The organism is Streptomyces antioxidans (assembly GCF_000968685.2).
GTDB lineage: Bacteria > Actinomycetota > Actinomycetes > Streptomycetales > Streptomycetaceae > Streptomyces > Streptomyces antioxidans.
Window position 1 is genome coordinate 1 of record NZ_LAKD02000073.1, and the last position, 14,005, is coordinate 14,005.

The 14,005-nt window shown below is 72.5% G+C and carries 11 protein-coding genes; 5 read left to right on the top strand and 6 right to left on the bottom strand.

Annotation, left to right across the window (positions count from 1 at the left end; genetic code table 11):
- Positions 1 to 38 precede the first annotated feature (38 nt).
- The gene (ctaD, locus tag VT50_RS25670; protein WP_046087278.1) at positions 39 to 1,703 is read left to right on the top strand and encodes an aa3-type cytochrome oxidase subunit I; all 1,665 of its coding nucleotides are present in this window, start codon (positions 39 to 41) and stop codon (positions 1,701 to 1,703) included.
- Positions 1,704 to 1,705: 2 nt separating this feature from the next.
- Positions 1,706 to 2,053 carry a hypothetical protein gene (locus VT50_RS25675; protein ID WP_046087279.1) on the top strand — a complete coding sequence of 116 codons (348 nt, stop codon included), beginning with the start codon at positions 1,706 to 1,708 and terminating at the stop codon, positions 2,051 to 2,053.
- 17 nt (positions 2,054 to 2,070) lie between these two features.
- On the opposite strand, the gene VT50_RS25680 is transcribed toward VT50_RS25675, so the two are convergent.
- The 6 genes from VT50_RS25680 to VT50_RS25705 all read right to left on the bottom strand — a co-directional run bounded on the left by VT50_RS25680 (position 2,071) and on the right by VT50_RS25705 (position 8,656).
- Positions 2,071 to 3,945: a transglycosylase domain-containing protein gene (locus tag VT50_RS25680; RefSeq protein ID WP_046087280.1), complete on the bottom strand. Its 1,875-nt coding sequence runs from the start codon at positions 3,943 to 3,945 to the stop codon at positions 2,071 to 2,073.
- A gap of 159 nt (positions 3,946 to 4,104) precedes the next feature.
- Entirely contained in the window at positions 4,105 to 5,427 is a 1,323-nt protein-coding gene (locus VT50_RS25685; RefSeq protein WP_046087281.1) for a sensor histidine kinase, read from the bottom strand.
- A 2-nt stretch (positions 5,428 to 5,429) separates the two neighbouring features.
- The gene (gene cseB, locus VT50_RS25690; protein WP_046087282.1) at positions 5,430 to 6,179 is read right to left on the bottom strand and encodes a two-component system response regulator CseB; all 750 of its coding nucleotides are present in this window, start codon (positions 6,177 to 6,179) and stop codon (positions 5,430 to 5,432) included.
- On the bottom strand, positions 6,176 to 7,012 hold the full coding sequence (locus VT50_RS25695) for a hypothetical protein (protein WP_046087283.1): 837 nt from the start codon (positions 7,010 to 7,012) through the stop codon (positions 6,176 to 6,178). Before VT50_RS25695 ends, cseB begins: the two co-directional genes overlap by 4 nt.
- A gap of 261 nt (positions 7,013 to 7,273) precedes the next feature.
- Positions 7,274 to 7,894: a helix-turn-helix transcriptional regulator gene (locus VT50_RS25700; RefSeq protein ID WP_240529308.1), complete on the bottom strand. Its 621-nt coding sequence runs from the start codon at positions 7,892 to 7,894 to the stop codon at positions 7,274 to 7,276.
- Between the two features lie 297 nt (positions 7,895 to 8,191).
- Positions 8,192 to 8,656 carry a hypothetical protein gene (locus VT50_RS25705; RefSeq protein WP_053048636.1) on the bottom strand — a complete coding sequence of 155 codons (465 nt, stop codon included), beginning with the start codon at positions 8,654 to 8,656 and terminating at the stop codon, positions 8,192 to 8,194.
- A 19-nt stretch (positions 8,657 to 8,675) separates the two neighbouring features.
- Between VT50_RS25705 and VT50_RS25710 the strand changes: the two genes are divergently transcribed.
- The 3 genes from VT50_RS25710 to VT50_RS25720 all read left to right on the top strand — a co-directional run bounded on the left by VT50_RS25710 (position 8,676) and on the right by VT50_RS25720 (position 13,913).
- Positions 8,676 to 8,996, top strand: coding sequence for a hypothetical protein (locus tag VT50_RS25710; RefSeq protein ID WP_143645269.1), 321 nt, complete (start codon positions 8,676 to 8,678; stop codon positions 8,994 to 8,996).
- Positions 8,997 to 9,075: 79 nt separating this feature from the next.
- Positions 9,076 to 13,581 (top strand): cation-translocating P-type ATPase, encoded by a 4,506-nt coding sequence (locus VT50_RS25715; RefSeq protein WP_240529309.1) that lies wholly within the window; start codon positions 9,076 to 9,078, stop codon positions 13,579 to 13,581.
- 92 nt (positions 13,582 to 13,673) lie between these two features.
- Positions 13,674 to 13,913, top strand: coding sequence for a DUF6296 family protein (locus VT50_RS25720; protein ID WP_046087285.1), 240 nt, complete (start codon positions 13,674 to 13,676; stop codon positions 13,911 to 13,913).
- Positions 13,914 to 14,005 lie beyond the last annotated feature (92 nt).

Here is a 14,005-nt window from a genome sequence, read left to right on the forward strand (position 1 = left end):
TGACCACTGAGGACATCAGACTCACTCATCTAGCGGTCATGAGGAACAACACCGTTGTCGCGGCGGCGCCGGCCGCCCCGCCGTCGCGCCGCCCCGGGCCGGGGGCCACGGCCGTGAAGTGGCTGACCACCACCGATCACAAGACGATCGGCACGCTCTACCTGATCACCTCGTTCGCCTTCTTCTGCATCGGCGGGGTGATGGCGCTGCTGATGCGTGCCGAACTGGCCCGCCCGGGTCTCCAGATCATGTCGAACGAGCAGTTCAACCAGGCGTTCACCATGCACGGCACGATCATGCTGCTGATGTTCGCCACCCCGCTGTTCGCGGGGTTCGCCAACTGGATCATGCCGCTGCAGATCGGTGCCCCCGATGTGGCGTTCCCGCGGCTGAACATGCTGGCGTACTGGCTGTACCTCTTCGGGTCGCTGATCGCGGTGGGCGGGTTCCTGACCCCGCAGGGCGCGGCCGACTTCGGCTGGTTCGCCTATTCGCCGCTGTCGGACGCGGTCCGCTCGCCCGGGGTGGGCGCGGACATGTGGATCATGGGTCTGGCCCTCTCCGGCTTCGGCACCATCCTCGGCTCGGTCAACTTCATCACCACGATCATCTGCATGCGCGCCCCGGGCATGACGATGTTCCGCATGCCCATCTTCACCTGGAATGTGCTGCTGACCGGTGTGCTGGTGCTGTTGGCCTTTCCGGTGCTCGCGGCCGCGCTGTTCGCCCTGGAGGCGGACCGCCAATTCGGGGCGCATGTCTTCGACGCGGCCAATGGCGGGGCGCTGCTCTGGCAGCACCTCTTCTGGTTCTTCGGCCATCCGGAGGTCTATATCATCGCGCTGCCGTTCTTCGGCATCATCTCCGAGGTCATTCCGGTCTTCTCCCGGAAGCCGATGTTCGGCTATATCTCGCTCATCGCGGCGACGATTTCCATCGCGGGCCTTTCGGTCACCGTCTGGGCGCACCACATGTATGTCACCGGCGGTGTGCTGCTGCCGTTCTTCTCCTTCATGACGTTCCTGATCGCGGTGCCGACCGGTATCAAGTTCTTCAACTGGATCGGCACGATGTGGAAGGGGGCGCTGAGCTTCGAGACCCCGATGCTCTGGGCCGTCGGCTTTCTCATCACCTTCGTCTTCGGCGGCCTGACCGGTGTGATCCTGGCCTCGCCGCCGGTGGACTTCCATGTCTCGGACACCTACTTCGTGGTCGCCCACTTCCACTACGTCATCTTCGGCACCGTGGTCTTCGCCATGTTCGCCGGATTCCACTTCTGGTGGCCCAAGTTCACCGGCAAGATGCTCGACGAACGGCTGGGAAAGATCACCTTCTGGACCCTCTTCCTCGGCTTCCACGGCACGTTCCTGGTGCAGCACTGGCTGGGCGCCGAAGGAATGCTGCGCAGAATTCCCGACTACCTTGCGGCCGATGGCTTCACCACCCTGAACACCATCTCGACCATCAGCTCCTTCGTCCTCGGCCTGTCGTTCCTGCCGTTCCTCTACAACGTCTGGAAGACTGCCAAGTACGGCGAGAAGATCGCCACCGACGATCCCTGGGGCCATGGACGTTCGCTGGAATGGGCGACCTCCTGCCCGCCGCCGCGCCATAACTTCGTCAGCCTGCCGAAGATCCGTTCCGAATCCCCCGCGTTCGATCTCCACCATCCCGATGTCGGCCAGAAGGAGAGTGTGGCGTGAGTATGGCCAGAGCCGCCGAACCCCCCGGTATCGCCGCCGGAATCAACCAGATCGAGGGCTATCTGCTGCTGCAGGGCGAGCGGGACGCGGCCCGGGAGCGGGCCCGCCGCCTCACCGGCCGGCTCGACTGGCTGACCTCCGACCAGCGGGCGGAGGTCGAGCGGGTCTACCTCCAGGACCAGCTGGCCGTCACCGAACAGACCCTGCGCACGGTGGCGCGGCGCTGCGAGGAGCTGCGGGCGGAGTACCAGGAGGTCTACCGCACGCTGCGCCGCCGGCTGCTGCTGGCCTGTCTCCTCGGGACCGCGGCGCTCTCCGGTGGCCTCGCCGCCGTCCTCGCGGCGCGCTAGCGGCCCCGCCGCCGTCCTCACCGTGCGCTGGGCGCCGTCTCGGCCGGGACCGGAACCGTCCCCGTCCCGGGGCCGAGGTCGAACCAGGCCGGGGGCGCGCCGCCCAGCGCCCGGCCGGTGTAGTCGCCCCAGAGGTCGGCGACCCGCTGGACACGGGCGTTCTTCAGGGGGATCTGCTTCCGCTTCTTGGCGTCCTCGCCGAAGAGGGCGACGGCGGTGACCAGGTCCGGGGTGTAACCGACGTACCAGGCCGCCCTCTTGTCGTCGGAGACCCCGCCCTTGCCCGCCGAGGGCCGTTTGACGGCGCGTACCGCGGTCGCTCCGCCGTCCTCGATGAGACTCCGGGTGATCAGCTGGGCGGTCGCGGGGGCGATCGCCTGGTCGCCCACCGCGTTCCGCGGCCCGGCCGTCTCGTCGCCGCGCCGCGCGGACTTCACGATGCTCGGGGTGACCCGCTTGCCCCGGTGGTCGAACGACGCGTAGACACCGGCCATACTCAGCGGGCTCGCGCCCATCAGCCCCAGCCCGACCGACTCCTCGGTGGCGAAACCACCGCCTTCGGTGTCCATGCCCAGCGCCCCGGCGGTGCGCTTGACCTCCGGCAGTGCGTCGGCGTTGGCCCCGTTCCGCATCTTGGCGCCCAGGGACGCGGCGGCGCCGACCGGTTCGAAGACGGGGCCCACCTGGTAGTCGCCGCGGGTCGCGTTGGACAGGTAGTGCCGGGTGTAGTCCCGGCCGCCGAAGAGCGCGACGATCCGCCCGTTCCTCGGATCGACCGAGACCGCGCCGCCCTGGGTGTCGGCCGCGTCCGTACGTTTCCGCCTGGCGGAGCCGTCGAGGCCCTGGCGCATCGTCTCCTCCAGCGCCCGCTGTTTGGCCGGATCGACGTTGAGGGTGATGGTCCAGCCGCCCGCGGCGAGTTCCTGGTCGCTGACGCCGGACGCGATCAGCTCATTGCGGGCCGCGTCCACGAGGTACCCGGCCTGGCCGCCGAGGCCGGGGGCGGGCTCGGGGGCCACCGGCACGGGGAAGCGCATCCGCTTCCGCTGTGCGGGGTCCAGCCAGTGCATGTCCACCATGTTGTCCAGTACGTAGTTCCAGCGCCGGGTGACCAGCCGTTTCGCCTTGGGGCTCGCGACGGCCCAGTCGTACTGGCTGGGGGCCTGCACCAGCGCCGCGAGGTACGCGCCCTCCGCGACGGTGAGGTCGTCCACGTCCTTGTCGTAGTACGCCCGCGCGGCGGCCTGGACGCCGTAGGCGACGCGGCCGAAGTAACTGGTGTTCAGATACCCCGCGAGGATGTCCTCCTTGGAGTTGCGCTGGTCGACCTTGAGCGAGATCACCAGCTCCTTGATCTTGCGGGTGGCGGTCTGCTCCTGGCTCAGGTAGTAGTTCTTGACGTACTGCTGGGTGATGGTCGAGCCGCCCTGAGTGCCCTTGCCCGTCGCGGTGTTGACCAGCCCCCGCAGGATGCCCACCGGGTCCACGCCGGAGTCCTTGTAGAAGGACTTGTTCTCGGCCGCCACGAACGCGTGCTGCACACCGGTGGGCACCCGGCCGAGGGTGACCATCTCGCGGTTGATCTCGCCGGTGCGGGCGAGGATCGTGCCGTCGCTGAACCTGTAGACGTTGCTCTGCGCCTTCGCCTGGGCGTTGGCCCTGGGGATGTCGATCGAGTAGTAGAGCACCGTGAACGCCCCGATCAGCAGCGCGCACAGGGCGGCCACATAGGCGAGCAGCTTCCGCCAGGTGAAGAACCGCCGGATGCCGGTGCGCTTACGCCTCCCGCGTCCCCTCGCCGCGCGCCGTCGGCCCGGGGGTCTGGTGTCCCGCGGCGTCTGCTCCGAGTCCGGTGTGAACCGTACGCGTAGTGCCGTCAGGGGACCTGCCATGCCGATTGCTCCTCCGTCGATCCCGGCCGCGAGGTTTCGCGCGGGTCGGCGCCATCCTCCTCAGCGAAGATCTTCGGAACCGCAACGGGCGGCCTCGGCGGGGGCTCGGCCGGGTCTCGACTTCCGCTCGGCGATGTATCAGCCGCGTATCGGTCCGGGCTACGACCGTAGGTGCTCATCCGGCCGTGCGGGCTCCTCGGGCCGCTCGGGCTCCTCGGGCAGACGCAGCGTGGCGACCGCGCCGCCGTCCGGCGCGTTGCCGAACTCCAGCGCGGCGCCGATGACCTGAGCCTGGCCGACCGCGATGGTCAGCCCGAGGCCATGGCCCCGGCCGCGCTCCCGTACCCCGGTGCGGAACCGCTGCGGACCCTTCTCCAGCAGATCGTCCGGAAAGCCGGTGCCGTGGTCGCGGACCGCCACGGTCCGGCCGTCCGCCGCCACCGTCACCTCGACCGGTTCGCGGCCGTGGCGATGGGCGTTGACCACGAGATTGGCGACGATACGGGTCAGCCTGCGGGGGTCCGTCCACACCTTCGGGCCGTCCGCGACGTCCTGGCCCCCGGCTTCCCCCGCCATGGCGTCCCGCCCCTCGGTGCCGCCCGCCGCGCCGGTCCGCAGCCGCGCCGTCAGCCCGGTGCCCGCGATGGCCTCCTCGAGCACCGGCGCCAGCGGGCAGGGGGACAGATCGGCCTCCTCCGCCCCCGCGTCCAGCCGGGAGATCTCCAGCAGATCCTCGACCAGCGTGCTCAGCACCCGCACCCGGTCGCGCACATACCCGGCCGCCTCGCCCGGCGGCAGCAGTTCGGCGGCTGTGACCAGACCCATCAGCGGAGTGCGCAGCTCATGCGCCACATCGGCGGTGAACCGCTGCTCATCCAGCAGCCGCTCCTGGAGCGCGGCGGCCATCGAGTCCACGGCCCCGGAGATCTCGGCGATCTCATCGTGCGGGCGGGTGGCGGGGGAGATCCGGGCGTCCAGGTCCCCGGCCGCGATCCGGCGCGCGGTGGCCGCCGCCAGCCGCAGTCGGCGGCTCATCCGCTCGGCGGTCAGCACCCCCAGCGGCAGCACCACGGCGGTGGTCATCAGCCCGGCCAGGATGATGTTGGTGTCCAGCGCGCCGATGTCGCGCATCGCGGTGCTCATGTCGAGGCGTACGGACAGGACTTGGTCATCGGCGGGCCGGGCCGCCCACATCGCGGGCCCGCCAGGGCCGGTGGTGAACTCGGTGCCCTGATGGCCCTTCTCCACCAGGCGCCGCAGATCCCCGGGGAGCCCGGGCGCGTCCAGCACCGCGCCGGAGCCCTGGACGCCGCCGGTGCGGGCGTAGCCGACCGCGGCGCGGTCGAGCGTGGTGCGCGCCCCGTCGCGGGCCTGGGACAGTTCGCGGTCGCGCGAGGCGTGGTGCACCAGTACCCCCACCGCGGCCGCGGCGGCACACGTCGCCGCCGCCACCAGGGCGACGATCCGCCATCTCAGCGTCATCGTCAGCGCCGCAGCTTGTAGCCGAAGCCGCGGACCGTCTCGATCCGTTCGGCGCCTATCTTGGCCCGCAGCCGCTGCACATGGAGGTCGACCACCCGGGTGTCGCCCTGCCACGCGTGGTCCCAGACCCGGCTGAGCAGCGTACGGCGCTCCAGCACCACACCGGGTGAACCGGCGAACTCCAGCAGCATCCGCAGTTCGGTGGGGGTGAGGGCCAGCGGCTCTCCCGCGCGGCGCACCTCCATCCCACGGGTGTCGATGGTCAGATCGCCGAAGGCGAGGGTGTCCGGCCCGGCCGCGCCGTCCGCCTCCGGAACCCCGCCGCGCGGGGTGCGGGCCACGGGGGTGAAGGAGGCACGGCGCAGCAGCGAGCGGATGCGTGCCACCAGGACCGCGCTCTCGCACGGCTTGATCACATAGTCGTCGGCACCCGCCTCGAGACCGGAGACCACGTCCAGGGAGTCACCGCGCGCGGACATCATCAGGATCGGCGCCAGGCTGAACTCGCGGACCCTGCGGCACAGTCCGATGCCGTCCAGCTCGGGCAGCATCACGTCCAGCAGCAGCAGATCGGGCCGTCTCTCCCGGAAGATCTCCAGCCCGGTGAGGCCGTCGCCCGCGGTGGACACGGTGAAGCCGTACCGCTCCAGGGCCATCCGCACCGTATTGCGGATCACCTCGTCGTCCTCGACGAGCAGGAGGTGCGCCTCGGTCGGGGAGCCCGGTCCTGGCGGGGTGAAGGCGGTGGTCATCGTGTCGTCCTCGTCTCCGTACGGGTGCCCGTCTCCGCCGCCGTGCCGGTGTTGCTCGGCACGGCCTCAGGCGCGGCGCCGGGGTCGGCGGTCCGTGCCCTGCCCTCCTCCGGAACGGGCGGCCGGGCGGGCGCGCCGTCGTCCGGGACGGGAGTCGGGGTGGCCGTGCCGTCCTCGGGTGTCACGGCCGCCATGACGGTGCCGTTCCAGCGGAAGCGGGTGGTGACTTGGCCGTCCTCGCCGATCGCGGAGATCAGCAGATCGCGGCCGAAGGTCTCGCCGGTGAGCCCGGGCGGGCCCCAGTAGATCAGCACGGGGCGGACCGTGTGGCCCGAGGCGGTGTAGACCTGAAGCAGCGTCCGCTCGAACCCCGGCAGATCGGCCGCCACCACCAGTTCGTCCCGGCCGTCGCCGGTCAGATCGCGGTGGACGGTGTCCCTCAGCGGGCAGTAGCCGCCGTCCGGGCACTGGGAGACCTCCTTCTGCACCACCGCGGGCACATTGGGGTCGTGGAGCAGCAGGTTCTTCGCGGACAGCGCGGCCAGTCCGCCCGAGGGCACCTTGACCTTGTCCACCGGCAGATAGCGGGCGAAGTCCGGCTTCTCACGGGGCGTGGTCGCCGCCGAGGGGGTGTACCGGGGCCACAGCGGAACCGCGCTGGCCGGTGCCGAGAGCGAGGGCGCCGCGCCGTCGTCCCGCACCCCCGCCTGGGCCGCGCACCCGGCGGCGGTCACGGCGGCGCACGCGGCCACCACGGCGGACAGGAGGCCGCGGGGCAGCCCGGGGCGGGGGCGTCGTCGCACGGGGCGTGAGCCGGTGGGGAGTGAACGCATGGCCGTGTCAGCCTACTGAGCGACGGGGACGTGCCACGCGGGACCCGTGAATCCGCCGGGCCGGGGGCCTCGTGGCGTTACGGCCGGGCCGCGGGATCCGTGGCGCGCGGAGCGGGCGCGTGGCGCGCGGACCGGGCGGGCGAAGACGACAGGCCCGGGGCGGTGTCGCCCCAGGCCTGTTCCTGTGACGCGGTGTGACGCGGCGTCACATGACGTCCGCCACATGATGTGCGTCCATCGTTGTGCGTCAATCGATCGGCGTCACTTGATGAATTCCGGGCGCACGCGGGCGGGCCAGGTGCCGACGGTCAGCATGCCCGACGCGTAGGCGCGCGAGACCAAGGCCGCCCGGTTGGGTGCCTTCATCTTCCGCAACATGGATCCCACGTGGTATTCGACGCCCTGCCTGCTGAGGTAGAGCTTGGCGGCCATCTGTACCGTCGACGCGCCGGTGGCCACCCCCTCGAGTATCCGGGCCTCCAGGGGTGACAGCAGCTTCTCTCTGGTGGGAGCCGGTTCCTCCTCTGGTCGTTCGTCATCCGGTTTGACCATCACGACGATGGCCGCGAGTCGGTCGGACCGGCCCTGGATGGCAGTGCCGGTCAGCTTGCCCGAGAACACCCGGCCCCGTGAGTGGTAGCCGAGGACGCGCTCGGTGAAGCGGGTGCGCCGCCCGTCGTGCAGCCGCGAGAAGTGTTCCCGCAGGACGGAGGGGGCGCTGGGGTGCAGCAGATCGAACAGGCTCCGGCCGCACAACTCGGCGGACGAGGCGCCGAAGTGCCGGAAGAAGTCCTCGTCCCCGGCCACCACATGGAGGTCGGGGGCGAGCGTGGCCATACCGGTGGCGTGCCGCGACGCGGCGGACACTGCCTGTCCGGGCACTCGAGAGGCACTCTGAGCGCTGTGGGGGAGGGCCAAGAGGAGTCACCGCTTTCGGTTGGTTCGTGACGGAGTGGTCAGTCCGTCTCGGGTGAACCCCCAGGTGACGGAGGGTCGGCGCATCGCCGCCAAGCAACACGCCGGACCCCAGGGGGAATTCAGTGACGGGTGTTAGGTCCGCTTCCTGGTGTATACCAACGCTACGGTGACTGTGGGGTGCCCGATTCCAACAGAGTTGTGCCCGTTTCGTGACCGCTTTGGGTGTGGAATTGATGCGGTACGAAGCCGCTGGTCGAAGCGTTACGCCGCGGCCCTGGCGGACCTGCGCGTCTGCGAACGGCTCCCGGACCGGGCACTCCTCGAACTCGAACGACTCCTCGAGCGCCCCGTCGAACTACCCGCCGTGCGCCGCGCGCCGCCGCTCGTGCCGCGCTGCCCGGACGCCTCCGACGGCTCGGCCATGATGCCGCCCTTGCGCAGCACCGCGTAACCCACCCCGATACCGAGGGCCACCGGCCATTCGATGATCTCCACGGCGCCCAGCGCGCCGAGCCCCACGTACAGCGGGAGTCCGCCCTTGGCGGGCAGCACCCGGCGGGCCATCTCGATCGGCTTCATCGCCATCTTCGCCGCACCGCCGGTCGCACGGGTGGTGGCGTGGCCGACCGTCCCGAAGGTCTCCTTCGTGGCGTGACCCACGGTGTCGAAGGTCTCCCTGGTGGCGTGGCCGACGGTGTCGAAGCCCTCCTTCGTGGCCTGGCCCATGGCGTTGAACGTCGGCACCGTGACGGTCAGGCGGCGCCTGCCGTCGCTGCGCGACGTCTCCATGGGGCCCTTGGCGGCCTTCGCCGTCCGCTGCCGCTGGGTGGTCTTCGACGGCCTGGTGGAGCTTGTCGCCCTCTTGGTCTGGGAGGGCTTCGAGGCGGCCGACGTGGTCTGGGACTTCGCCGTCGACTTGCCGCCGCGCGCCGGTGCTGCCGTCTTCTTCGCGGTGCTCTTCGCGGCGGTCTTCGCAGTGCTCTTCGCGGTGCTCTTCGCGGCGGTCGAGGAACTGCGCTTGCGTGAAGTAGCGGGAGTGGTCACTGGTCTCACGTCCGCTCGGTGATGAGGGATGCAATCTTCTTCCCTTTTTAGGGTAATAGGGATGAACCGGGCGGGCCGCCCGGAGAGCGGAGGTTCCCCCGATGTCACCGCTGCCGTCGCTGTCAGCCCTGCGCCTGCCCCTGCCGTCTTCGCTGTTGCTCGCGCCACTCAAAAGCGGTGTGGCCGCGGGTGTGCGGGACGCCGCCGGGGCCGTCGGACGGCTGGTCCGGCCCTCCGAGCGCGGGATCTGGTCCTATCCGGGGCGGTACTACATCGAGGTCCGCGGGGTGCACGGCATCGGCGGCGAGCAGGTGGCCGAACGGGTGCGGCGGGCACTCGAGGAGCATCCGCGGGTCCAGTGGGCACGGGTGAACGCGCCCTCCGAACGGGTCGTGGTGGCCGTGGGCAAGCCGCCCCCGTCCGAGCAGGACCTGATCGCCCGGATCGAGCGCGCGGAGGTCCAGGAGCCCGTCGCGCCCACCGAGGAGTTCGACGAGTGGGCCCCCGAGCCCCGCCACCCCTCCGGCGGTGCCAGGGAGGCCCAGCCGCTGGCCGTCGTGGCCGCGGACGTCGTGGGGCTGAGCGTGGCCACCGCCCTGCGGCTGGCCCCCTGGCTCAAGCTGCCCACCGAGGTGGCCGCCACCATGTCCATCATCCAGAACCACCCCCGGCTGCGGCGCCTCGCCCTGGCCATCACCCGGGGGCGGCCGACCGAAGCGGCACTGCCGGTGCTGACCGCGCTGACCCAGGGCGTGGCCACCCGGGGCGGCGGGCTCGCGCTCGACCTCATCCAGCGGATGGCCCTGTGGCGGGAGGCGGAGGCGGAGGGCCGGGCCTGGGCCGCGATGGAGCCGCATCTGGTGCACGGCCCCCAGGACGTGGTGGCCGAGCCGATCGTGGTCGAGCGGCCCGGACCGCCCCCCAAGGACACCGTGGAGCGCTTCGCGGAGCGCTCCATGGCCGCGGGGGCCGTGGCCGGCGTCCTCACCGCGCCCTTCGCCGGTCCGCGCCGCGGGTTCGCCGTCGGGTTCTCCTCCGTGCCCAGGGCGCCGGGGGCGGGCCGGGAGGGTTTCGCGACCAGCCTCGGCCGGTTCCTGGCGCTGCGCGGCGTCCTGGCCATGGACCGCAGCTCGCTGCGGCGGCTGGGCCAGGTCGACACCGTGGTCCTGGACGAGGCGGCGCTGCGCGGCGACCGCTACGAACCCATCGACCTGGAACTCCTCGGCGGCGCCGACCCCGAACGGACCGCCGGGCGGCTCTTCGACCTCTTCGACTCCGATGAGCCCCTGGAGACCCGCAGCGACAACGGATGGGTTCTCGGCCCCCTGGACCGGCTGGAGCTGACGGGCCGCACCGGACAGCAGACGGCGGCGAGGCTCCGCCGCAGGGGCAGCGAGCGGGTGCTCGGCCTGGCCCGGGGGACCAAGCTCCAGGCGGTGGTGGGCCTGGCGCCACAGACCCTGCCGGGCGCCGAGGCGGTGGCCGCCGCCGCCCGCCGGGCGGGGGCCCGCATCGTCCTGGCCACCGACCGGCCGCAGCCCACGGACATCACCTTCGCCGACGCGGTGGTGCCCTCCGGCGGCCGCCTGGTCGCCTCCGTACGCTCCCTCCAGGCCGACGGCGCCGTGGTGCTGCTGCTCTCCGGCAACCGCCGGGCCCTGGGAGCCGCCGACTGCGGCATCGGGGTGCACCGCGACGGCGAGCCCCCCGCCTGGGGCGCCCATCTGCTCGTCGGCGCCGACCTGGAGTCGGCCGGGCTCATCGTGGACGCCGTCGGCGTGGCCGCGCGGGTCGACCGGGAGAGCGCCCTGCTGTCCGCGGGCGGCAGCGCCATCGGCGCGGTGGCCGCCCTCCAGTCGCCCCCGGAGCAGGCCACCGCACGCGCCGCGGCGTCCGGCACCACCGCGGGCACCCTGGCCTTCGCCATGGGCAACTGGCGGGCGCGCCAGCTCCTCGCCCGCCCCATGGACCCGCCGGTGACCACCACCCCCTGGTATCTGATGCCCGTCCCCCGGGTGCTGGAGCGGCTGCGGACCGGGCCCGACGGGCTGGCCCCTGAGGAGGCGGCGTCCCGCACCGCGCAGGGACCGCGCCGGGGCGAGCCGACCGGCACCAGCCTGCCCGCCGCGTTCATCGAGGAGCTGGCCAACCCGCTGACCCCGGTGCTGGCCGCCGGGGCCGCCCTGGCCGCCGCCGTGGGCTCGCGCACCGACGCCGCGCTGGTGGCCACCATCACCGGCATCTCCGCGCTCGTCGGCGGATTCCAGCGGGTCAGGACCGAGCGGGCGCTGTCCGAGCTGTTCGCCCGGTCGGCGATCGGCGCCCGGGTCCGCAGGGGCGGTACGGAACGGCTGGTGACCGCCGGGGACCTGGTCCCCGGCGACATCGTGGTGCTGGGCCCGGAGGACGTGGTGCCCGCCGACTGCCGGGTGGTGGAGGCCGAGGGGCTTGAGGTCGACGAGTCCTCGCTGACCGGCGAGTCCCTTCCCGTGCACAAGTCCCCGGCGCCGGTCGTCGGTGCCCACATCACCCAGCGCCGGTCGATGCTCTACGAGGGCACCACGGTCTCCGCGGGACGGGCGGAGGCCGTCGTCGTGGCCACCGGACCGGCCACCGAGGTCGGCCGCAGCCTGGCCACCGCCCGCCAGGCCGCCCCGGTCACCGGTGTCGAGGCGCGGCTGACCGCGCTCACCCGGTCCAGCGTGCCCATCGCGCTCGGGTCCGCCGCCGCGGTCGCCGGCGCCGGACTGCTGCACGGCCTCCCGCTCACCGAGAACCTCGCCTCCGCCGTCAACCTCGCCGTGGCGTCCGTACCCGAAGGGCTCCCGTTCCTGGTCAACGCCGCCCAGCTGGCCGCCGCCCGGCGGCTGGCCGACCTCGGCGCCCTGGTCCGCAACCCCCGCACCATCGAGGCCCTTGGCCGCGCCGACGTGCTGTGCTTCGACAAGACCGGGACCCTCACCGAGGGCACCCTCCAGCTCGCCGCCGTCAGCGACGGCGGCGGCCCGCTCCCCGCCGACCAGCTCGACGCGCCCCGTAAGGCCGTGCTCGCCGCCGCCCTGCGCGCGACCCCGCCGGCCCGCCAGGCCGAGCCCATGGCCCACCAGACCGACCGCGCGGTGAGCGTCGGGGCGCGCCGGGCCGGGGTCGGAGTGCGGCGCGGAGCGCCCCGCTGGCGCCGTACGGACTCGCTGCCCTTCGAGCCGTCCCGCGCCTACCACGCCACCGCAGGGCGCACCCCGCACGGCGCGCTGCTCAGCGTCAAGGGAGCGCCCGAGGGGGTTCTGGAGCGGGTCGCCCGGCGGCGCACACCGGGCACCGGCCGGGCCACCCCCCTGGACGCGGAGGCCATCAAGAAGCTGGCCGACGCCGCCGAGGAGCTGGCCGGGGCGGGGCGGCGGGTGCTGGCGGTGGCCGAGCGCCCGATGCGGGACGGCGAGGACCTTACCGATGACACCGTGCGGGACCTGGACTTCCTCGGCTTCATCGCGATCGCCGACCCCGTGCGCACCAGCGCGGGTCCGGCCACCGAGCGGCTGCGCGAGGCCGGGGTGCAGACGGTGATGCTCACCGGCGACCACCCCGCCACCGCGGACGCCATCGCGGCCACCGTCATGGACGTGCCCGAACCCAAGGTGAGCACCGGTCCCGAGCTGGACGAGATGGACGACGAGCGGCTGGACGAGCTGCTGCCCACGGTGGACGTGATCGCCCGGTGCAGCCCGCACCACAAGGTCCGTATCGTCCAGGCGTACCAGCGCCTCGGCCGGGTGGTGGCGATGACCGGGGACGGCGCCAACGACGCCCCCGCGATCCGGCTCGCGGACGTCGGGATCGCCCTGGGGCGGCGCGGCACCCCCGCCGCGACCGCCGCGGCGGACCTGGTCGTCACCGACGACCGCCTGGAGACCATCGTCTCGGCCCTGATGGAGGGGCGCGCCATGTGGGCCTCGGTCCGCGCCGCCCTCGCCATCCTCATCGGCGGCAACTTCGGCGAGGTCACCTTCAGCGTGGCGACCTCCGCCCTGACCGGCACCACGCCCCTGAGCGCGCGTCAGATCATGCTGGTCAACCTGCTGACCGATCTCGCGCCCGCGCTCGCCATCGCGGTGCGCGAGCCCACCGGGCACACCGGCGAACGGCTGCTCAAGGAGGGCCCCAGCCGCTCGCTCGGCGCGGCGCTCACCAAGGAGATGCTGCTGCGGGGCGTCATCACGGCCGCCGGGGCCGGACTGGCGTGGACCGGCGCCCGGGTCACCGGCCGGGGCCGCCGGGCCAGTACGGTGGCGCTCGCCGCCCTGGTCGGCACCCAGCTGGCACAGACCCTGACGACGGGCGGCCTGGACCGGCACGTCCTGATCGCCGGGCTGGGTTCCGCCGCGGTGCTCGCGGCCATCATCCAGACCCCGGGCGTCAGCCAGTTCTTCGACTGCACCCCGCTCGGCCCGTTCGCCTGGGCCATCACCCTGGGCTCCATCACCGTGGCCACCCTGTTCGGCCCCATCTTCGCGCCGATGCTGCGCCTCGACCGGACGCCGCTCGAGGAGGAGGCGACGGAGGAGCGCACGGACGCCGCGGACGGCCCGGAGGCCGCCGCACCGCGGTGAGAGCCGAACCTCTTGCGCCGCCCGGCCCGAGCGATAGTGTTGAATGTCCCGGTTTGAGATGGCAGGGGCGGGTCGGTGCGGAGGAGGGTGTGATGCGGAGCCGAGAGCGGTATGAGCTGGTCTTCCTGGATACGACCGCCCCGGACCCGGGGGCCGAGGACGTCGTCGTGGTGCATCGCACGGAGAGCAGCGGCCCGGGCGGCCACCCCGTGTACGTGGACGACACCGGCATCGTACGGGCGGAGATCAGCGACCGTGCGGAGGTACGGATGATCGCCAGCGGCGGTCATCAGGTGCACGCCGCCGCGATCAGCGCCCGCCCGGTGTCCTGAGCCACCCGTTCTGAGCCACCCGTCCGGAGCCCCGGGCCGTCTGTCGTTTCCGCAGGTCGGCGCCGTTGTCAGTGGGGCCCGCTAGGTTTGGC

Bases quoted from the DNA above. Each gene is read 5' to 3' on its own strand.
- VT50_RS25705 (WP_053048636.1), bottom strand. From the start codon at position 8,656: ATGGGCCAGGCCACGAAGGAGGGCTTCGACACCGTCGGCCACGCCACC.
- VT50_RS25715 (WP_240529309.1), top strand. From the start codon at position 9,076: ATGTCACCGCTGCCGTCGCTGTCAGCCCTGCGCCTGCCCCTGCCGTCT.
- VT50_RS25675 (WP_046087279.1), top strand. From the start codon at position 1,706: ATGGCCAGAGCCGCCGAACCCCCCGGTATCGCCGCCGGAATCAACCAG.
- ctaD (WP_046087278.1), top strand. From the start codon at position 39: ATGAGGAACAACACCGTTGTCGCGGCGGCGCCGGCCGCCCCGCCGTCG.
- VT50_RS25680 (WP_046087280.1), bottom strand. From the start codon at position 3,945: ATGGCAGGTCCCCTGACGGCACTACGCGTACGGTTCACACCGGACTCG.
- cseB (WP_046087282.1), bottom strand. From the start codon at position 6,179: ATGACCACCGCCTTCACCCCGCCAGGACCGGGCTCCCCGACCGAGGCG.
- VT50_RS25720 (WP_046087285.1), top strand. From the start codon at position 13,674: ATGCGGAGCCGAGAGCGGTATGAGCTGGTCTTCCTGGATACGACCGCC.
- VT50_RS25685 (WP_046087281.1), bottom strand. From the start codon at position 5,427: ATGACGCTGAGATGGCGGATCGTCGCCCTGGTGGCGGCGGCGACGTGT.
- VT50_RS25695 (WP_046087283.1), bottom strand. From the start codon at position 7,012: ATGCGTTCACTCCCCACCGGCTCACGCCCCGTGCGACGACGCCCCCGC.